At 66.0% G+C, this 19,408-nt stretch carries 19 protein-coding genes; 14 read left to right on the plus strand and 5 right to left on the minus strand.

Annotated elements, in window-relative coordinates:
- The first annotated feature begins 62 nt into the window (after positions 1–62).
- The 5 genes from FHR22_RS03635 to mreB all read left to right on the plus strand — a co-directional run bounded on the left by FHR22_RS03635 (position 63) and on the right by mreB (position 5,138).
- The gene (locus FHR22_RS03635; protein ID WP_166939032.1) at positions 63–815 is read left to right on the plus strand and encodes a hypothetical protein; all 753 of its coding nucleotides are present in this window, start codon (positions 63–65) and stop codon (positions 813–815) included.
- Entirely contained in the window at positions 812–2,914 is a 2,103-nt protein-coding gene (locus tag FHR22_RS03640; protein WP_166939034.1) for a TonB-dependent receptor plug domain-containing protein, read from the plus strand. Before FHR22_RS03635 ends, FHR22_RS03640 begins: the two co-directional genes overlap by 4 nt.
- Positions 2,915–2,931: 17 nt before the next feature.
- A complete protein-coding gene (locus FHR22_RS03645; protein WP_166939037.1) occupies positions 2,932–3,336 on the plus strand; it encodes a reverse transcriptase-like protein in 405 nt (134 codons plus the stop codon).
- 66 nt (positions 3,337–3,402) lie between these two features.
- Positions 3,403–3,876, plus strand: coding sequence for a hypothetical protein (locus FHR22_RS03650; RefSeq protein ID WP_166939039.1), 474 nt, complete (start codon positions 3,403–3,405; stop codon positions 3,874–3,876).
- 221 nt (positions 3,877–4,097) lie between these two features.
- Positions 4,098–5,138 carry a rod shape-determining protein gene (mreB, locus tag FHR22_RS03655; RefSeq protein WP_166939041.1) on the plus strand — a complete coding sequence of 347 codons (1,041 nt, stop codon included), beginning with the start codon at positions 4,098–4,100 and terminating at the stop codon, positions 5,136–5,138.
- Between the two features lie 9 nt (positions 5,139–5,147).
- Here the strand turns inward: mreB and FHR22_RS03660 are convergent, their stop codons facing one another.
- Genes FHR22_RS03660 through FHR22_RS03670 form a run of 3 tightly spaced genes read right to left on the minus strand, consistent with a single transcriptional unit; the run spans position 5,148 to position 7,431 of the window.
- On the minus strand, positions 5,148–6,173 hold the full coding sequence (locus FHR22_RS03660) for an adenosine deaminase (RefSeq protein WP_166939044.1): 1,026 nt from the start codon (positions 6,171–6,173) through the stop codon (positions 5,148–5,150).
- Complete coding sequence (locus FHR22_RS03665) at positions 6,166–6,756, minus strand: phosphoribosyltransferase (RefSeq protein ID WP_166939046.1); 591 nt, start codon at positions 6,754–6,756, stop codon at positions 6,166–6,168. Before FHR22_RS03665 ends, FHR22_RS03660 begins: the two co-directional genes overlap by 8 nt.
- A gap of 9 nt (positions 6,757–6,765) precedes the next feature.
- Positions 6,766–7,431 carry a TetR/AcrR family transcriptional regulator gene (locus FHR22_RS03670; RefSeq protein WP_166939048.1) on the minus strand — a complete coding sequence of 222 codons (666 nt, stop codon included), beginning with the start codon at positions 7,429–7,431 and terminating at the stop codon, positions 6,766–6,768.
- Between the two features lie 82 nt (positions 7,432–7,513).
- On the opposite strand from FHR22_RS03670, the gene FHR22_RS03675 reads away from it, so the two are divergent.
- Complete coding sequence (locus FHR22_RS03675; RefSeq protein ID WP_166939051.1) at positions 7,514–8,254, plus strand: SDR family NAD(P)-dependent oxidoreductase; 741 nt, start codon at positions 7,514–7,516, stop codon at positions 8,252–8,254.
- Positions 8,255–8,453: 199 nt separating this feature from the next.
- On the plus strand, positions 8,454–9,029 hold the full coding sequence (locus tag FHR22_RS03680; protein ID WP_166939053.1) for an NADPH-dependent FMN reductase: 576 nt from the start codon (positions 8,454–8,456) through the stop codon (positions 9,027–9,029).
- Here FHR22_RS03680 and FHR22_RS03685 read toward each other — a convergent pair.
- Positions 9,026–9,460 carry a MarR family winged helix-turn-helix transcriptional regulator gene (locus tag FHR22_RS03685; RefSeq protein ID WP_166939055.1) on the minus strand — a complete coding sequence of 145 codons (435 nt, stop codon included), beginning with the start codon at positions 9,458–9,460 and terminating at the stop codon, positions 9,026–9,028. The two genes, FHR22_RS03680 and FHR22_RS03685, sit on opposite strands and share 4 nt — an antisense overlap.
- Before the next feature lie 132 nt (positions 9,461–9,592).
- Between FHR22_RS03685 and FHR22_RS03690 the strand changes: the two genes are divergently transcribed.
- The 6 genes from FHR22_RS03690 to FHR22_RS03715 all read left to right on the plus strand — a co-directional run bounded on the left by FHR22_RS03690 (position 9,593) and on the right by FHR22_RS03715 (position 16,346).
- Positions 9,593–11,248, plus strand: a complete 1,656-nt coding sequence (locus FHR22_RS03690) for a long-chain-fatty-acid--CoA ligase (protein ID WP_243853448.1) — start codon at positions 9,593–9,595, stop codon at positions 11,246–11,248.
- Between the two features lie 79 nt (positions 11,249–11,327).
- A complete protein-coding gene (locus tag FHR22_RS03695; RefSeq protein ID WP_243853450.1) occupies positions 11,328–12,458 on the plus strand; it encodes an alpha/beta hydrolase in 1,131 nt (376 codons plus the stop codon).
- Complete coding sequence (locus tag FHR22_RS03700) at positions 12,459–13,442, plus strand: phosphotransferase (RefSeq protein WP_166939058.1); 984 nt, start codon at positions 12,459–12,461, stop codon at positions 13,440–13,442.
- Positions 13,439–14,737, plus strand: coding sequence for a phosphopyruvate hydratase (eno, locus tag FHR22_RS03705; RefSeq protein WP_166939060.1), 1,299 nt, complete (start codon positions 13,439–13,441; stop codon positions 14,735–14,737). Before FHR22_RS03700 ends, eno begins: the two co-directional genes overlap by 4 nt.
- Entirely contained in the window at positions 14,734–15,654 is a 921-nt protein-coding gene (locus FHR22_RS03710) for an NAD(P)-dependent oxidoreductase (RefSeq protein WP_166939062.1), read from the plus strand. Before eno ends, FHR22_RS03710 begins: the two co-directional genes overlap by 4 nt.
- On the plus strand, positions 15,654–16,346 hold the full coding sequence (locus FHR22_RS03715; protein WP_166939064.1) for an alpha/beta fold hydrolase: 693 nt from the start codon (positions 15,654–15,656) through the stop codon (positions 16,344–16,346). The genes FHR22_RS03710 and FHR22_RS03715 overlap by 1 nt, the downstream gene beginning before the upstream one ends.
- Before the next feature lie 153 nt (positions 16,347–16,499).
- Here FHR22_RS03715 and FHR22_RS03720 read toward each other — a convergent pair whose 3' ends face one another.
- Positions 16,500–17,552, minus strand: a complete 1,053-nt coding sequence (locus FHR22_RS03720; RefSeq protein WP_166939067.1) for a 5-methyltetrahydropteroyltriglutamate--homocysteine methyltransferase — start codon at positions 17,550–17,552, stop codon at positions 16,500–16,502.
- Positions 17,553–17,639: 87 nt separating this feature from the next.
- Between FHR22_RS03720 and FHR22_RS03725 the strand changes: the two genes are divergently transcribed.
- Complete coding sequence (locus tag FHR22_RS03725; RefSeq protein ID WP_166939069.1) at positions 17,640–19,205, plus strand: long-chain-fatty-acid--CoA ligase; 1,566 nt, start codon at positions 17,640–17,642, stop codon at positions 19,203–19,205.
- Positions 19,206–19,408: the final 203 nt, after the last annotated feature.

Here is a 19,408-nt window from a genome sequence, read left to right on the forward strand (position 1 = left end):
TTTGAACGTCGCTGCGGCGGCGAGCGATGATGCTCGCCCGGCGCATGTGAGGGAGAAATGCCATGAAAATTTCGTTTCTTGCCGCCGGCGCCGCGCTGCTGACTATTTTTGCCTGTTCGGTTCCGAGCACCGCCGCCGATCCGTTGATGCTCGGCGGTATCGCATGGCAAGCGACGCCCGCGGCGGGGCGCACGACGGACGGCGGCAAGCCGCATCTGCGTGTCAGCCATAGCTCGTCGAGCAGCGACCTGTCGTTCGACCGCGGCCGCCCCGAACTGGCTGGGGTGCAGGCGGCACTGCGCGGCGGGGCGGGGCCGGTCTCGTTCACGGTGGTGCACGAGGCGGGGACGCTCGCGTGCACGGGCACGTTGAAGCGCGCCTTCGACGGCGGGGGCCGTTGCCGTTTCACCTCCGATCCGCGTTTCGAGGCCGAGCTCGGGACGCGCGGGCTGGCGCCCGGGCGGCGGTCCGACCTGCTGGCGATGCTGCTGGTCGATGCGACGGTCGAACTTGCCGACGGGCTGGCGCGCGAGGGGGTGAAGGCGAAGGACAACGGCGACCTGATCGCGGCGGCGGCGCTCGAGGTGACCCCCGCCTATGTCCACGACCTTACATCGTCGGCGCTCATCCTCACCGACCTTGGCGATGCGATTGCGTGCAAGGCGCTTGGCGTCGATGGCGCCTATGTCCGCGGCTTGGCGGTGACGGGATATACCAGGCTCAAGGCCGACGATGTGGTCAGCATGAAGGCGCTGGGAGTGTCGCCGGACTATGCGCAGGCGATGAACCGCGCAGCGAAAGGGAAGGGGCGGTGATCCGTCCGGTCAGTCTGGCGGCCGTAGCCGCTGTGCTTTGCAGCGCGCCCGCGCTGGCGCAGGATGCGCCCGCACCGGGCGATACGCCGCCGCCGGCATCCGCCGAGGCGTCCGCGGGCGAAGGGCGCCGCGCGGCGCGGCAGGTCTATAGCCCGGCGGATTTCGCACGTTATGCGCCGAAGAACGCCTATGACATGCTGCGCGAGGTTCCGGGTTTCGCGATCCGCGACAATGAGGATCTGCGCGGGCTGGGGATCGCGACGGGCAATGTGCTGTTCAACGGCAGACGGCCGTCGAACAAGGGCGACGATATGTATAGCCAGCTGTCGCGCATCCCCGCGGGCAATGTCGAGCGGATCGAGATTGTCGATGGCGCGACGCTGGATATTCCCGGACTGTCAGGGCAGGTCACGAACATCGTCTATCACGCCGATGCCTTTTCCGGGCAATTTTCGTGGAAGCCCGAGTTTCGCGCGCATTACACCGATCCGCTGTTCACGCGCGGCGATATTTCGGTGCGCGGGCGGACGGGTGGGATCGAATATGAGGTTGCGCTCAACAATGACGACAGCGCGCGCAGCGGCGCGGGCGGGCCGACGCTGATCATGGATGGCGCCGGCCGCATCGTCGAAGAACGGTCCGACATCTGGAACACGCATTACGACACGCCAAAGCTGTCGGGACGGGTGACCTGGACCGGTACGGGTGGCAGCATCCTGAATCTGGGTGGCCATTATCAGCGCAAATATGACCGCTATTATGAGGACGGGCTGCGCGTGTCGCCGGGGCAGCCCGACCGGCTGCGCACCGTGCGCGACATGGCCGATAGCTGGAATTATGAACTGGGCGGCGATTATCAGTTCGGCCTTGGACCCGGCAAGCTCAAGCTGATCGGCCTTCGCCGGTTCAGCCGCGAGCCTTACAGCCAGGAAATCGTCACGACGCCGGTCGACGGGTCGCCGCGGGCGGGCGAGCGTTTCGCGCAGACCGGCAGGCTGGGCGAGACGATCGCGCGCGGCGAATATCAGTGGAAGATGTTCGGCGGCGACTGGCAACTGTCGGGCGAGGCCGCGTTCAACACGCTGGACAATGTCGCGTCGATCGCGGTGCTGGGTCCGGCCGGCGTCTTCGTCGACCAGCCCTTTGCGGGCGGCATCGGCGGGGTGAGCGAAGACCGGTACGAGGGGCTGCTCAGCTTCGGGCGCAAGCTGACGGACAAATTGTCGATCCAGCTGGTCGCCGGCGCCGAGCATTCGACGATCAACCAGACCGGGATGGCCGGGCAGACGCGCAGCTTCTTCCGGCCCAAGGGATCGCTGGCGCTCGCCTGGGCGCCGTCGGCCGATTTCGATGTGTCGCTGAAGGTGCGGCGGCGCGTCTTGCAACTGTCCTTTTATGACTTTCTGGCGCGCGCCTTTTTGAACGACGACAACCAGAATGAGGTCAACAACGACCTCAGGCCCCAGCAGGACTGGAGTTACGAGGCCGAGATCAACAAGAAGCTGGGCGCATGGGGATCGACCAAGCTGAACCTGATCTACCGCGACGTCGAGGACAAGGTCGATGTAATCCCGGTCGGCGCCGATGGCGAGGCGGTCGGCAATATCGCGAAGGCGCGCGCCTGGGCGATCGACTGGACATCGACGATCAATTTCGATCCGGCGGGGCTGAAGGGGGTCAAGCTGGACACGCGCGTCATGCATCAGAAATCGTCGCTCCGCGATCCGTTCACCGGCGAAACAAGGTCCTATTCGGGGTGGACCGATACCGTCGTCGAACTGCGCCTTCGCCACGATGTCGCCGGTACCGACTGGGCGTGGGGCGTGAATGCCGACTATGCGCATTATCAGCCGAATTATCGCCGCAATCAGACCGACAAGGTCTGGGAAGGCCCGATTTTCGCCGACGTGTTTGTCGAGCACAAGAATGTGATGGGGCTGACGGTTCGCGCGACGGTTGCGAATATCCTTGATGCGCGGTCAAGACGCGACCGCGTCGTGTACACCGGGGTTCGCGGCCAGGGTCCGGTCGATTTCATCGAACAGCGCGACCGGCTGATCGGTCCGGTGTTCGCCTTTTCCGTGCGCGGAAAATTCTAGCGGGCTATGGCGTGTCGATGACGAGCCGCCGGCGCAAAATCTATTTCGATGGCGGATGCCGGCCCAATCCGGGGACGATGGAGATTGCCGTCGTGGCGGGCGGCGTCGCCTATATCGACCGCGATGCCGGGCAAGGGAGCAGCATGGACGCCGAATGGCTCGCGCTGATCGCGGCGTTGCGGCTGGCGCGCGAGCGCGGGCTGGCCGACTTTGTCCTGCTCGGCGATGCGGCGGCGGTGGTGGCGCAGGCCAATGGCACAGTGCGCGCGCGTGGCGGCGCGGCTGCGCATCTGGCGGTCTTTCGGGCGCTGGCGGGCGACGGACCGGCGCCGCGTGTGCGGCATATCAAACGCACCCAGAATCTGGCCGGGATCGCGCTGACGCGGGCGTTGGTGGAGGGGAAATCGCGCATCGGGTCATGATCATGATGATGACTTGTTAAGCGCTGCTCGCTAGGAGCCCGGTCCTCACAACGGAAGACCAGCACGTTGAAGCAGACCTATCCCTTACCCGTCCACCATAGCTGGCCGGTTTACGAGCGCGAGCGCTTTTTCGAACTCGGCCAATTGCACGGGTGCGACACGCTGGACCCAATCCCGGACATCGTCGATGTCGCGGCGACAGGGCAGCGGAGGCTGACCCGTCTGGGCCATTGGGACTGCGATCTGTCCGACAACAGCCTGACCTGGTCGGACGAGGTCTATGATATTTTCGGTATCAGGCGCGGTGCCGCGGTGACCCGCGATGAAAGCGTGGCGCTGTATGGCGAAGAGTCGCGGGCGGCGATGGAGAAATTGCGCGCCTATGCGATCCGGCATCGGCGCGGCTTCACCCTCGACGTTGAAATCAAGCCTGCGCAGGCGGCCCGGCGGTGGATGCGGTTGATCGCGGCGCCGGTTTGTCGCGATGACCAGGTGGTCCGGCTGCACGGGCTGAAGTTCATCGTTCCGGACCGCGATTGAGCGCAGGAGCGGCGGTGCGACCCGGCATTTCGGACGGTAAAACGTGCATGAATAGCGCCATTTGGAGTGTTTTGCTCGTCCGATCCTGAGAAACCACCGGTCTGCACCTGCGGTGGTTGACGGCCCCCGGCCGTGGCCACAAGCGGAAGGTCACAGGTGTCGCGCGCTGACTTTGCGCACGCACCCGATTCTTTCCCCATAGCCAAAGGCCCCCGCCCCCCATGAAATTCTTCAATCGGTTCGCATCGGCCGCGCATGACATGGCCATCGACCTGGGAACCGTGAACACCGTGGTTTATGCCCGCGACAAGGGCATCGTGCTGAACGAGCCGTCGGTCGTCGCGCTGGAGACGCGCGACGGCGTGCGGCGGGTCAAGGTCGTCGGCAACGAAGCCAAGCTGATGATGGGCAAGACGCCGAGCAATATCCAGGCGATCCGCCCGCTGCGCGATGGCGTGATCGCCGACATCGACGTCGCCGAACAGATGATCAAGCATTTCATCGACAAGGCGAAGGGCGGATCGGGCCCGCTGCGCCAGCGCAGCAATGTCGTGATCTGCGTGCCGTCGGGATCGACGATGGTCGAGCGCCGCGCGATCCGCGATGCCGCCACCAACGCCGGTGCGGTTTCGGTGCAGCTGATCGAGGAATCGCTGGCAGCGGCAATCGGTGCCGGGCTGCAGGTCACGGCGCCGATGGGGGCGATGGTCGTCGACATCGGCGGCGGTACGACCGAGGTCGCGATCCTGTCGCTCGGCGGCATCGCCTACAGCAATTCGGTGCGCGTCGGCGGCGACAAGATGGACGACATGATTTCCTCCTATATCCGCCGCAAGCATAATCTGATGATCGGCGAAATGACCGCCGAGCGCGTCAAGCTGGCGATCGGATGCGCGACCCCGCCTGACGGCGAGGGCATCGTCATGGGGGTCAAGGGGCGCGACCTGGTGAACGGCCGGCCGTCCGAAGTCCGGGTTACCGAAGCCGAGGTCGCCGATGCGCTGACCGAACCCGTCGGGCAGATCGTCGCCGCGGTGCGCGCGGCGCTCGAGCAGACGCCGCCCGAATTGTCGGCCGACATCATCGACCATGGCATCACGCTGACCGGCGGCGGCGCGTTGCTGCGGCGGATGGACATCGCGATCGCGCAGGCGACCGGGCTGCACGTCCGGGTCGCCGACGATGCGCTGATCTGCGTCGCGATGGGGGCAGGGCTGGCGTTCGAGGACCGCGCCTATCACGGCGTGCTGCTGGCCGCCTGAGCGGCGCCGTCAGGCGTAGGCGTCGATCGCGGCGAGGTGTCTCACCTTGTCGGCTTCGCCGAGGAACGAGCCGGTGAAGCTGTTGCGCGCGAGGGTGACGAGTTCGGCGCGCGAGAGGTCGAGCGCGTCGGCGACCGCGCGGTAATTGGCGTTCACATAGCCGCCGAAATAGCTGGGGTCGTCCGAATTGATCGTGGCGATGAGCCCGGCGTCCAGCATGGTGCGGAGCGGATGCGCGGCGAGGTCATCGACGACGCAGAGCTTGAGGTTCGAGAGCGGGCAGACGGTCAGGCACATGGCTTCGCCGGCAAGGCGCGCGACGAGCGCGGGGTCTTCGAGGCTGCGGTTGCCATGGTCGATGCGGTCGACCTTGAGCAGGTCGAGCGCTTCATGGACATAGGCGGGCGGGCCTTCTTCGCCGGCATGCGCGACGATCTTGAGACCCAGCGCGCGGGCGCGGGCGAAGACGCGTTCGAACTTGGCGGGCGGGTGGCCGACTTCGGACGAATCGAGCCCGACGCCGTCGATGCGCCCGAGATAGGGCAGCGCCGCGTCGAGCGTCGCTTCGGCATCGGCTTCGCTGAGGTGGCGGAGGAAGCACATGATGAGCTTCGAACTGATGCCATAACGCGCGGATGCATCATCGAGCGCGCGGGTGATGCCACGGATCACCGTTTCGAACGCGATGCCACGTTCGGTGTGGCCCTGCGGGTCGAAGAAGATTTCGACGTGGCGGACATTATCGGCGCTGGCGCGCGCGCAATAGGCGATGGTCAGATCATGGAAATCCTGTTCGGTGTGGAGGACGCCCATGCCCTGATAATAGATGTCGAGGAAATCCTGGAGGTTCGAGAAGGCGTAGGCGGCGCGCACCTCTTCGACCGAAGCAAAGGGGATCGCGACATGGTTGCGCCGGGCGAGGGTGAACATCAGCTCGGGTTCGAGCGAGCCTTCGATGTGAAGATGCAGTTCGGCCTTGGGCAGGCCGGCGATGAAGGCGGCGCGGTCTTCGGATGATGTGAAAGCGTCAGGCATCGCCCCGTCCCCCTTTGTCCTGTCCCTCTTCGCGCAGGATGATCGCCGCCTCGGGCTTGTGGCGGCGGATTTCGTCGATCGTCAGCCCGTCGATCTCGTGCGGGAAGATCAGCCACCGGTCGGTTTCGTGGACGAAGAAGTCGGGGCGAAGATCGGTGACGTTGCGGCGGGGCTTGAACCAGACGGTCGCGATGCGGATATCGCGCGGCATATTGTGGCGGCATCGCGCCCGGAGTTCGGCGATGAAAGCGCGGATGCTGCGGCCGCTGTCGAAGACGTCGTCGATGATGAGCAAGCGGTCGTCGGGACCGAGCGTGTCGATCAGATAGCCGAGCGCGAAGACCCTGATCTGCGGATCCTGGCGGTCGATGCCCTGATAGGATGAGGTGCGGATCGCGATGTGGTCGCAGGGGTGGCCGTGATAGTCGAGCAGTTCCTGCACCGCGATCCCGACCGGGGCACCGCCGCGCCAGATGCCGACGAGATGGGTCGGTTTGAAGCCGCTGTCCACCACCTGCATGCCGAGGCGGAGCGAGTCGGCGAGCAGCTCGTTCGCGCTGATGAAGATTTTTGCATTGCTCATGGCGCAGGATTAATCGTCGGTGCCGATACCCGCAAGGCGCGCATCCCATCCCAGCATCGCGACCTTCGCCACCGCCTCGAGATCGGCGCGGCTCGCGCCGTCGCGGGCGGGAATCGACATGCCGGTCTGGACCGTCTGCACAAAGCGGGCGAGCGCGTGAATATCGGTCCCGGCCGGCAATTCGCCATCGGCGACAGCCCGGTTGAGGCGAAGCTTCAATCGTTCGAGCGTCACGGCGCGCCCCGAACGTCCGAGTTCGCGCAGGCCGCCATGATCGTCGCCGCCCACGGTCGATAGCGCCACCATGCAGCCGCGCGGCATGTCGGCGAGGCAGCCGGTCAGCGCCGCCGCCGAATCCATCAGGAGCGAGCGGACCGCTTCGCGCGCCGTCGCGGCTGCAAAAAAGCCCGACCAGACGAAATGCTCGTTGGTTTCGCCATAATGGCGCAGCGCCTCGGCGTAGAGCGCTTCTTTCGAGCCGAAGGCGGCATAGAGGCTGGGCGCGCCAATCCCCATCGCATCGGTGAGGTCGGCGATCGAGGTCGCCTCGAAGCCCTTGGCCCAGAACAGCCGCGTCGCCTGGTCGAGCGCGGCGTCGCGGTCGAACGCGCGCGGCCGGCCGCGTCCGCGAGGCGCGGTTTCAGCGGTTTTCGAAGGCGAGTCCGATTTCTGCATCGGTCACTATATAAATCCATTGACAGCCGTTTGCAACGTTCCTACCTATTTATGTATCGAACGTTACATAAAGGAGAAGATCATGACCGAATTGACTGGAAAGCGCGCACTGGTGACTGGCGCGTCGCGCGGTATTGGCGCCGCGATCGCCCTGGCGCTGGCGGAAAAGGGCGCCGATGTCGCCATTACCTATGAGCGATCGGCCGATCGCGCGGCCGAGGTGATAAAAGCGATCGAGACGAAGGGGCGGCGCGGCGTCGCGATCCAGGCCGACAGCGCCGATCCGGCCGCGATCAAACGCTCGGTCGACGAGGCGGCGGCGGCGCTCGGCGGCCTCGATATCCTCGTCAACAATGCGGGGATCGCGATCCAGAGCCCGATCGCCGAGATCAGCGCCGCCGACATCGATGCGCTGCTGGGCGTCAATGTGCGCGGGCCCATCCTGACGTCGCAGGCGGCGATCGCGCACCTCGGTGCGGGTGGCCGCATCATAACAATCGGTTCGGTCGGCGCCGAACGCATCGTCGGCGATACCGGCACGGTCTATTATGCGACCAAATCGGCGCTCCACGCCTTCAACAAGGGGCTCGCGCGCGAACTCGGGCCGCGCGACATCACCGTGAACCTGGTCCAGCCGGGTTCGACGAACACCGACATGAACCCGGCGAACGGCGAATTTGCCGACTTCCAGCGCGCGCTGATCCCGCTCGGCCGCTATGGCGAGCCCGAGGATGTCGCCGCCGCCGTGGCTTTTCTGGCGAGCCCGGCGGCGCGGCAGATTAGCGGAACCATCCTGACGGTAGACGGCGGCGCGAACACCTGACGTCGCCCGCGGGCCGGGGGTCGGAGCGCTATGCTCTGAAGACCCGGCCTTTGCCGGGGAGCACAGCAGGAGGCCATGGCCGCTCCCCACCCTAAAACCGCCATCCGAATTCCTGCGCCGCGATCGATCATCACAAAAGGCAGTTGCCCGTCCGCCGGACAATAGGTTAGTATACTAATTATTTTGTCCGGGAGGGAAAATGACCAGCATAACAGTCGTCGTCGGCAGCACGCGTGAGGGATCGTTCAACGCCATGCTGGGCGCGCTCGCTGCCGCGAGCCTTGAAGCGCAGGGTGCGAGCGTGACGCGGGTCGACCTGGCGGAGTTTGACCTGCCGCTCTATTCGGCGGCGCGCGAGGCCGGCGATTTCCCGCCCGATGCGCAGCGGCTGAAGGATATTTTCGCGGCGCAGGACGGGCTGCTGTTCGTGTCGCCCGAATATAATGGCTCGCTGCCCCCGCTGCTGAAGAATGCCATCGACTGGGCGTCGCGCCCGACGGGGGGTGAGGGGCTGGTCGCGCTGAGCGCCTATCGCGGCAAGGCGGCGGCGGTCATGTCGGCGTCGATCAGCCCGTTCGGCGGGCTGCGCGGGCTGATGCACCTGCGCCAGATCCTGTCGACGATCCAGATGCTGGTGATTCCCGAACAAGTGGTGGTACCGAACGCGCACGCAGCATTCGAGGCGGACGGCAGCCTGAAAGATGCGCTCCCCGCATCGCTGGTCGAAATGACGGCCGGGCGGCTGATCGCGGTCGCGAAGGCGCTTGCCGCCTAGACTTTGCGTTCGATGCTGTCGCCCCAATCGGCTTCGAGCGTCGCGAGCAGCGCGTCGAACCGGTCGTGGCCCAGTCGCTCGGCGAGCTGATCGGAGAGCGCGTCCATCGCGCGCTGCGCATCCTGGCGCATCCTGGCGCCGGTGGCGGTCAGCGACACGATCATGTGGCGCCGGTCGCCGGGATCGGGAGCGAGCTCGACGATGCCGAGCTGGACCATCTGGCCGATCGTGCTGTGGATCGCCTGGCGCGATACGCCAAGGTTGCGGGCGATGTCGGAGGGGCGCACGATACCGCTGACGATATTGGTCATCACCATCGATTGCGGCCGGCTGACATCGGGCCAGCCGCGGTCGTGCAGCCGCGCCTGCAGGCCCTCATCGAGCCAGCAGAAGCGTTGGAACAGCGCGATGATAAGCTGATTGGTGCGCATGCGATGCTGAAAATATCCCCTGTCGCCGGCGGTGTGCCGGCCCCGCGACGCTAGAGGGGCGAGCCGGACGAAGCAAGGCAGAGCGGCGTTGCAAAAGCAAAATGCTTAGTATACTATGCTTTTAACGAAGGAATGAGGGAGAGTCGCGCCGACATGGACGGGCTGATGCAGAATGTGCCGCTGACGGTCGATCGGATCATCGATCATGCGGCGAACTGGCATGGCGGCCGCGAGGTGGTGTCGCGCGATGCCGAGGGGCATGTCACCCGGTCGACCTATGCCGATATCCATGCCGACGCGAAACGCGTGTCGAATGCGCTCGCCGCCGCAGGGGTCAAGGCGGGCGATCGCGTCGCGACGATGGGCTGGAACAGCGCGCGGCATCTGGCGGCCTGGTACGGTGCGGCGGGGATGGGCGCGGTGCTCCACACGCTCAACCCGCGGCTGTTCCTCGAACAGATCGCCTATATAGCGAACCACGCCGGCGACCGGCTGCTGATCGCCGATCCGGCGACCGCCGATCTGGTCGAAGAGTTGCTGCCGCAGGTGCCGACGATCGAGAAGGTGATCTTCTTCTGCGACGCCGCGTCGATGCCGCGGACGCGCTTTGCGGCGGTCGCTTTCGACGACTGGATCGCGGACCAGCCCGCCGAATATGGCTGGGGCGGGTTCGACGAAAATGCGGCGTGCGGGCTTTGCTATACATCGGGGACGACCGGAAATCCGAAGGGTGTGCTCTATTCGCACCGGTCGAACTATATCCATGCGCTGATGACGTTGCAGCGCGACGCGCTGGCGCTGTCGGCGCGCGATACCGTGCTGCTGGTCGTACCGATGTATCATGCCAATGCCTGGGGCGTTGTCTATTCGGCGCCTGCGGTCGGCGCGAAACTGGTGCTGCCGGGGCAGCGGATGGACGGCGAATCCATCTACAGGCTGATCGAGGAGGAGGGCGTCACCTATTCGGCCGCGGTGCCGACAGTGTGGCAGATGCTGCTCACCTATATGCAGGAAAACGCGAAGCGTTTCACGACGTTGCAGCGGGTGACGATCGGCGGATCGGCGTGCCCTGAATCGATCATCCGCACCTTCCGCGATGGTTATGGCGTCGACGTCATCCAGGGCTGGGGGATGACCGAAACCTCGCCGCTCGGTACGGTGTCGGTGCCCAATGCCTCGGTCGCGGCAGAGGGCGACGACGCGCAGATGGCGTATAAGCTGAAGCAGGGGCGGCTGCTCTGCGGGCTGGAGATGAAGCTGGTCGACGATGCGGGTGCCCGCCTGCCGCACGACGGCAAGACGCCCGGGCGGCTGATGGTCAAGGGGCCGACGATCGCGCGCGGCTATTATGGCGGCGAAGGCGGCGATGTGCTCGATGAAGAGGGGTTTTTCGACACCGGCGACGTCAGCACGATCGACGGCGAAGGCTATATGCAGATCACCGACCGCGCCAAGGATGTCGTGAAATCGGGGGGCGAATGGATCAGCTCGATCGAGATCGAGAATATTGCGATGGGACATGATGCGGTCGCCAACGCCGCCGTCGTCGGCATCGCGCATCCCAAATGGGACGAGCGGCCGATCCTGCTGTGCCAGCTCAAGGACGGCGCGAATGCCTGCGCCGACGATCTGAAGGCGTATCTCGACGGCAAGATCGCCAAATGGTGGATGCCCGACGATGTGCTGTTCGTCGGTGAAATCCCGCTCGGCCCGACGGGCAAGATCGACAAGAAGGCGATCCGGGCAGGGCTCGACGGATATAGGCTGCCGTTCGAAGTCACGCGTTAGGATGTTCCCCACGCTCGTCATCCCGGATCAAGTCCGCGATGACGATGACGATGATAAGATACGACAATCAGGAGAGACGATGATGGACCCCAACGGGATCGAAGGACTGGACGCGCAATTCATCGGGCTGGTATCGCCCACCGCGCCGCGCATTCAGGCGGGCGGCCACCCGTGCCAGGGGATTTACTGGACCGAGGCAGGCAAGCGCCCGAAGGTCGCGATCATCGCGACGCACTATAACGTCGATTTTTCCGAACATTATATCGCGCCCTATTTTGCGCGGCAGGGTTTTGGCTTTCTCGGCTGGAACACGCGCTATCGCGGGGTCGAGGACCAGTTCCTGCTTGAGCATGCCATCCTCGACATCGGGGTCGGCATGAAATGGCTGAAGGAAAAGGCCGGGGTCGAACAGATCGTCATCCTTGGCAATTCGGGGGGCGGATCGCTGATGGGTGCCTATCAGGCCGAGGCGATCGCCCCGACCCTGACCGACCGGCTGCCTTCGATCGGGCAGGATGCGCTGGCATCGCTGATCAAGGGCGACCTTTATATCAGTTTCAACGCGCATCAAGGGCGCCCCGAAGTGCTGACCGACTGGATGGACGCGTCGGTGATCGACGAGAATGATCCGGTGGCGACCGACCCCGCGCTCGATCCGTTCAACCCCGACAATGGTCCGCCCTATTCGGAGGCGTTCATCGCAAAATATCGCGCCGCGCAGCGCGCCCGCAATCAGCGGATCACCGACTGGGCGAAGGCCGAACTGACGCGCCTGAACGATGCGGGCATCCCCGATCGCATCTTTCCGATGTTCCGTTGCTGGGGCGATATCCGCTGCGTCGATCCGGCGATCGACCCGTCGGACCGCAAGCCGAACTGGTGCTATCGCGGCGACCCCGCCGTCGCGAACCGGACGCCGAGCATCGGGCGCGCCAATACGATCAAGACGTGGCTCAACATGTGGAGCCTCGAAACCTCGCCGTGCCAGGGGCAGCCGCATCTCGCCAAGCATGACACGCCCGCGCTGGTCGTGCAGGGGACGGCCGATACCGGTGTTTTCCCGAGCGACGCGCGCAAGATCTTCGATTTTCTCGGCTCGACCGACAAGAGGCTCGAATTGATCCCCGGGGCGCATTATTTCGAGGATTCGATTGCCGAGCGTCAGACGGCCGCCGATCTGGTCGGCGGGTGGATCCGGGAGAAATTATAAGTGGATGAGGCGGACGCCGATATCATTGCGGACCTGCGCGGCGCCGGCTTGGTCGGGGCGGGCGACATCGCCCTCGAACCGCTGACCGGCGGCGTGTCGTGCGACGTGTGGAAGGTGGAGACGGCGGACGGCCCGATCGTCGTCAAGCGGCCGCTGCCGCAGCTGCGCGTCGCGGCCGAATGGCTGGCGCCGGTCGAGCGCGGGGTCAGCGAAGTGCGCTGGCTGCGCCGCGCGCGCGGCGTCGATGCCCGCATCGCGCCCGAGGTGCTCGCCGAGCTGGCGACGGGGCATGCCTTTGCGATGCGTTTCCTGCCGGGCTGTCCGGTGTGGAAGGACGAGTTGATGGCGGGGCGCGTCGATGGCGATTTTGCCGCAGCGGTCGGGCGCGGGATCGCGGCGGTGCATGCAGCGACGGCGCACAGCGATGCCGATCGCGACGCCTTTCCGAACGACGAGATGTTTCGCGCGCTGCGCGTCGACCCTTTCCTGCTCTATGTCGCCGACCATGATATCGAGCTGGCGCCGGTCCTGCGCGCGCTCGCAGACGATCTGTCGTCGCGCAAGATTGCGCTGGTCCATGGCGACGTCAGCCCGAAGAATATCCTCGTCAGCGCCGACGGACCCGTGTTCCTCGATGCCGAATGCGCGGTGTATGGCGACCCGGCGTTTGATCTCGCCTTTTGCACGACGCATTTGCTGCTGAAGGCGGTGTGGTCTGGGGACGCGCGGCTGAACGACGCGGCGGCGTTGCTGGTCGACGCCTACAGAAGCGGGATCGACTGGGAAGAACCCGATGGCCTGCTGCTGCGCGTCGGGAAGCTCACTGCCGCGTTGCTCCTCGCGCGGGTCGAGGGCAAGTCGCCCGCGCCCTATCTGACCGACCCCGAACATCAGCGCATCGTGCGCGAACAGGCGCGGGCGTTGATCGTCGCGGCGCAACCGATCGAGGCGCTCGTCGCCAACTGGAAAAGGACTTCTGCATGACTGCGCCTATCGCCTCCGTCACCGGCCGCCAGCTCTGGGATTCGCGCGGGCGGCCCACGGTCGAGGCCGAGGTCGTGCTGGAATCGGGCGCGACCGGCCGCGCCATCGCGCCGGCAGGGGCGTCGCGCGGCGCGCATGAAGCGATCGACCTGCGCGATGGGGGCGAGGCGTTCGGCGGGTTCGGCGTCAATGGCGCGATTGCGGGGATCGGTGCCGAGATCGCCAGGGCGATCGCGGGCATGGACGCGGGCGATCAGGTCGCGGTCGATGCGGCGCTCTGCGCGCTCGACGGCACGCCGAACAAGGCGCGGCTCGGCGCGAATGCGGTCGTCGCGGTATCGATGGCGGTGCTCCACGCCGCCGCCGCCGACGCGCGCGAGCCGCTGTGGCGTTATCTGGCCGGGGGCCGCAAGGTGCGCATCCCGCTGCCCGAGATCCAGATTTTCGGCGGTGGCGCGCATGCCGGGCGGCGGACCGATGTGCAGGATTTCATGATCATGTGCCCCCAGGCGGGCAGCTTTCGCCGCGCGCTCGAAATCACCGACGATGTCTATCGCGCCGCAGGGAAATTGATGGAAGCGAAGGGGCCTTTGTCGGGGGTCGCCGACGAGGGCGGCTGGTGGCCCAATTTCGCGTCGAACGAGGATGCGCTCGATACGCTGACCAGGGCGATCGAGGCGAGCGGGCACCGTGCGGGCGAGGAGGTTTTCATCTCGCTCGATATCGCGGCGAACGAACTCGGCGATGCCGATGGTTACAATCTCGCGCTCGACGACGGGCGCTTGTCGGGCGAGGAAATGGCTGCGCGGATCGTCGAATGGGCGGGGCGCTATCCGATATTGTCGATCGAGGATCCGGGGGGGCAGGACGACTGGGCGACGATGGCGGCGGTGACCGCGGCGATCGGCGAGCGGGTGCAGATCATCGGCGATGATGTGCTGGTCACCAACGCCGCACGGGTCGAGCGCGCGGGCGAAGCGGCGGTGTGCAACGCGGCGCTGATCAAGGTCAACCAGGTCGGCACGGTGACCGAAGCCAAGGCGGCGCTCGATGCCGCCGTCGCGCGCGGCTGGGGCGCGATCGTGTCGGCGCGTTCGGGCGAGAGCGAGGACGTCACGATCGCGCATCTCGCCACGGGATGGAATGCCGGGCAATTGAAGGTCGGCAGCTTCACGCGATCCGAACGCATGGCAAAGTGGAACGAGATGCTGCGGATCGAGGAAGCGATGGGCGGCGATGCCGAGTTCGCGGGCTTTTCGGCCTTTGCCGGATCGATCGGGCGGGTGGCGGCATGATCGTCCTGCACGCCCGGCCGAGCCCGGGATTTCGCGAGGCGGTCGATGCGATTTTCGGTCCCGGCGTCGTCGTGCATGTCGACGAGGCGGCGCCGCTCGATGAGGTCGCGCCCGACATCACCGCGCTGCTCCATGTGCTGACGCCGGTCACGCCGGAATTCATCGCGTCGGCGCCGAAGCTCAAACTGATCCAGAAGCTGGGCGTCGGGGTCAATACGATCGCGCTCGATGCCGCCCGCGACCACGGCGTCGCGGTGTGCAACATGCCCGGCACGAACAGCCAGGCGGTCGCCGAAATGGCCCTGTCGCTGATGATGGCGGTGCTTCGCCGCACCTGCTTCTTCGATGCCCGGACGCGCGGCGGCGAGGGGTGGACCGCCGATCCGTCCGAGCTCGACAGCGTCGGCGAAGTGGGCGGGCGCACGGTCGGGCTAGTCGGCTTCGGCAATTCGGCTGGGCTGCTCGCGCCGGTGCTCGCGGCGCTGGGGGCGAAGGTCGTCTATACGGCGCGCAGCGCGCGCGACGTGCCCTATGAATATTGGCCGCTCGACCGGCTGGTGGCGGAAAGCGACATCGTGTCGCTGCATATGCCGCTGACCGACGAGACGCGCGCGAGCATCGACCCGCTGGCGATGAAGAAGGGCGCGGTGCTGGTGAACACGGCGCGCGGCGAGCTGGTGGACGAGGCGCGGCTGATCGAGGCGCTGCGTTCGGGGCATCTGCGCGGAGCGGGGCTGGACGTGTTCGCCGAGGAACCGCTGCCGCGCGGCAATCCGCTGCCTGGCTTGCCCAATGCGGTGCTGGCGCCGCATATCGCGTGGCTGACGCCGGAGACGCTGGTGCGCAGCCTGACGGTGGCGCACGAAAATTGCCGGCGCCTCGCCGCGGCCGAACCGCTTCTTCATCAGGTGGTCTAATGACGCTTCCCATCATTCTCATCACCGGCCAGCTTCTGACCGACGCCGTGTGGCAGCCGTTGCTCGATGTCTGGCCCGGTCGCGAGGTCACCGTCGCTGACAATCGCAGCGACGACACGATCGAAGGCTTTGCGCAGCGCTTGCTCGACAATGCCCCGCCGAAGTTCGCACTGATCGCGCACGCGATGGGCGGCTTTGTCGCGTTCGAAGTCATGCGCCGCGCGCCCGAACGCGTCGCAAAGCTGGCGCTGATTTCGACGCTCGCCTCGGCCGATGGCCCGGCGCAGACGGCGCGGCGGCAGGGCTATATCGACCTGGTGGAGAGCGGTAATTTCGATCGGGTCGTCGAAGAGCGCATCCCGATCCTGTTTCCCGAGGAAAAGCGGGGCGACGCGCGGCTGCTTGGCATCGCGCGGCAGATGGCGGCGGATACCGGTGCCGAGACCTTCCTCGCCCAGCAACGCGCGATCATGGCGCGGATCGACAGCCGGCCGCGGCTGGGCGAAATAGCGGTGCCGACGTTGCTGATCTGGGGCGAGCAGGACGGCATCACCAGCCGCGCGCATCATGATGAGATTGCGGAGGCGATCGCGGGAGCGCGGTTGGAGGTGATCGCGGGGGCAGGGCATTTGCCGACGGTCGAGGCGCCGGAAGAGGTGGCGGCTTTGCTGACGGCGTTTATCGACCGATAGCCCGTCATTCCCGCGAAAGCCGGAATCCAGCTTATTCCCTCTTCGTGCCTTTGCGCCTTTGCGTGAGATTTTTCTGATTTCACGCAAAGGCGCGAAGGCGCAAAGAAAAGGAAGAAAGAAGCTTGGATCCCCGCTTTAGCGGGGATGACAATATTATTTGAGCTCCGCCCGCACCAGCGCCGCGCCGTCGACCATCGCCTTCAGCTTCGCCTGGCTATGCTCGCGGCTGTGATATTTCATCCCGCAATCGGGCGCGATCCACAGCCGCTCGGCGTCGACGTAACGCAGCGCCTCGCGGATGCGCTCCGCGACGACCTCGGGGGTTTCGACCTCGGGGATCGACAGGTCGAGGACGCCGTACATGATCGTCTTGGTCGGCAGTTCGGCGAGGATCGCGGGGTCGAGTCCGGGCTGCGCGGCCTCGACCGAGATGACGTCGATCGCCGATGCTTCGAGTTCGGCGAGGAAATCATAGGCCTTGGGCTTGGGCCCCGTCGCGCCCGCGCCGTGATGCACCATCGCATAGCCGAAACAGATATGGAGCGCGGTCGTGCCGCCGACCCCGTCGAGCGCGCGGTTGATTGCCTCGATGGCGTAGCTGTTCGCTTCGGCGGCGCGCGCTTGCAGATAGGGTTCGTCGAGCTGGACGACATCGACGCCCGCCGCGAACAGATCCTTCACCTCGGCATTGACCGCGTCGGCATAATCCATCGCCAGCGACCGTGCGTCAGGATAATAGCCGTTCTCGGCCTGCTGGGTCATCGTGAACGGGCCGGGCAGCGTGAGCTTGACCGGCTTGGCCGAATGGCGGCGCAGGAAAGCCGCGTCCTGCGCTTCGATCGGCGCGATGCGGCGGATCGGGCCGGAGACGAGCGGCACCGGATTGGCGTTGCCCGTCCGGTCGACCGCACTGCCATGCTTTTCGGTATCGATGCCCGACAAGGCGGTCGCGAGGCGGTTCGAATAGCTTTCGCGCCGCATCTCGCCGTCGCCGACGATGTCGATGCCCAGCTCCTCCTGATCGCGGATCGCCATCAAGGTCGCGGCTTCCTGCGCGTCGGCGAGCCAGGGGCCGGGAACGCGCCACAGCGTCTCGGCGCGGACACGCGGGGGCAGGCTGGCCTTCAGCCGCTCGCGGTCGATCAGCCAATCAGGCTGGGGGTAGCTTCCGACGATCGTTGTCGGCAGGATGGGGTGGTCGAACAAGGCCGGTCCTCTCGATTTTCTGGCTGGTCAGTATTTACTTAGTATTCTATCTAATTCAAGCGAAACAGGACCGAGAGGGAGAGGAAAATGATCGATCTGGATGCCATCCAGACATTGGCCGACATACCGGCGGCGCAGGCGCGGGTGCGCGGGCAAGCGACCGCGGTGAAGTTCGGCGACCGCGAGACGAGTTTCGCCGAGCTCGACGCGCGCGCAAACCGGGTCGCGAACGCGCTGATCGCGGCGGGCGTGGCGCCCGGCGACCGCGTCTCGGCGCTGAGCAAGAACCACGACGGCTGGTATCCGCTGTTCTTTGGCACCGCGCGGGCACGCGCCTGCTTCGCGCCGATCAACTGCCGCCTGGCGCCGGGCGAGATCGGCTTCATCCTGGGCGATGCGGGGCCGAAACTGCTCTTCGTCGGCGAGGATTTCTTCGACTGCGCGCTCACCGCGATCGAGGGGCTGGCATCGCCGCCGCGGCTGATCGCGCTCTATGGCGGCCATCCGGCGTTCGAACCGTTCGAGGCGTGGCTGGGGAACGCGGCGGATACACCGCCCGCCGCGCGGCCCGCACTCGCTGACGATGTGCTCCAGCTCTATACGAGCGGGACGACCGGGCTGCCCAAGGGCGTCGTGCTGACCAACCGCAATTATCGCACCTTCCTCGAAGCGGCGACCGAGGTCGACGGCTTTGCCTATGGTGAGGACGAGACGGTGATGATCGTCATGCCCCTGTTCCATGTCGCGGGGACGAACGTCAGCTTCTCGGGGCTTGCACAGGGCGGACGGCTGGTGCTGGTCAAGGATTTCACCGCGCCCGATGCGGTGCGCATGATGCGCGTGGAAAATGTCGCGCACGCCTTTCTGGCGCCGGCGATGATCCAGATGATGCTGCTCCAGCCCGATGCGGACGCGGGTGCTTATCCGGGGCTCAAGTCGATCGCTTATGGCGCGTCGCCGATCGCCGAGGATGTGCTTCGCCGCGCGCGGGCGACCTTCGGCTGCGACTTCGTGCAATTCTACGGGATGACCGAGTCCGCGGGCGGCGGCTCCTATCTGTCGCCTGCTGCGCATGATTTACCGGGCAAGCTCACCTCGTGCGGCAAGCCGTGGCCGGGTGCCGCGATGGCGATCCTCGACGGCGAAGGCAGGGAAGTTGGCGACGGCGAGATCGGCGAGATCGCGATCCGCGGCGGCATCGTGATGAAGGAATATTGGAACCGCGCCGCGGCGACCGAAGAAACGCTGGCGGGCGGCTGGCTCCACACCGGCGACGTCGGCTACCGCGACGCCGACGGCTTTTATTATGTCCACGACCGGATCAAGGACATGATCGTGTCGGGGGGCGAGAATGTCTATCCGGCCGAAGTCGAAAGCGCGATCATGGGCTGCCCCGGCGTCGCCGATGTCGCGGTGATCGGGGTCCCCGACGACAAATGGGGCGAGGCGGTGATGGCGCTGGTGGTGGCGTCGGCCGACCTCAGGCCCGAAGCCGCCGATGTCATTGCCTGGGCGCGGGCGCGGATCGCGACGTACAAGGCGCCGAAGCAGGTCGATTATATCGACGCCTTGCCGCGCAATCCGTCGGGCAAGGTGCTGCGCCGCGAACTGCGCGCGCCCTATTGGGAAGGGCGGGATCGGGCGGTGGGGTGATGGGGAGGGCGGCTTTGGGGGTGGGCGAGCGGATGTTCGCACGCCGACTAAAAACCTCGCCCCCGCGAAGGCGGGGGGCGCGGTCGGCCTAGCGTAAGGTTGCCAGCGGCCAGTTAAGGGTTGGACATGCCCCGCATGTCCAAGGATTGTCCGGGGGACAATCCGACCCTTCACTCCTGCGCGGGGGCGACGGTTATTTGGCT

The sequence above is a fragment of the Sphingopyxis panaciterrae genome, from assembly GCF_011762125.1.
Lineage (GTDB): Bacteria > Pseudomonadota > Alphaproteobacteria > Sphingomonadales > Sphingomonadaceae > Sphingopyxis > Sphingopyxis panaciterrae.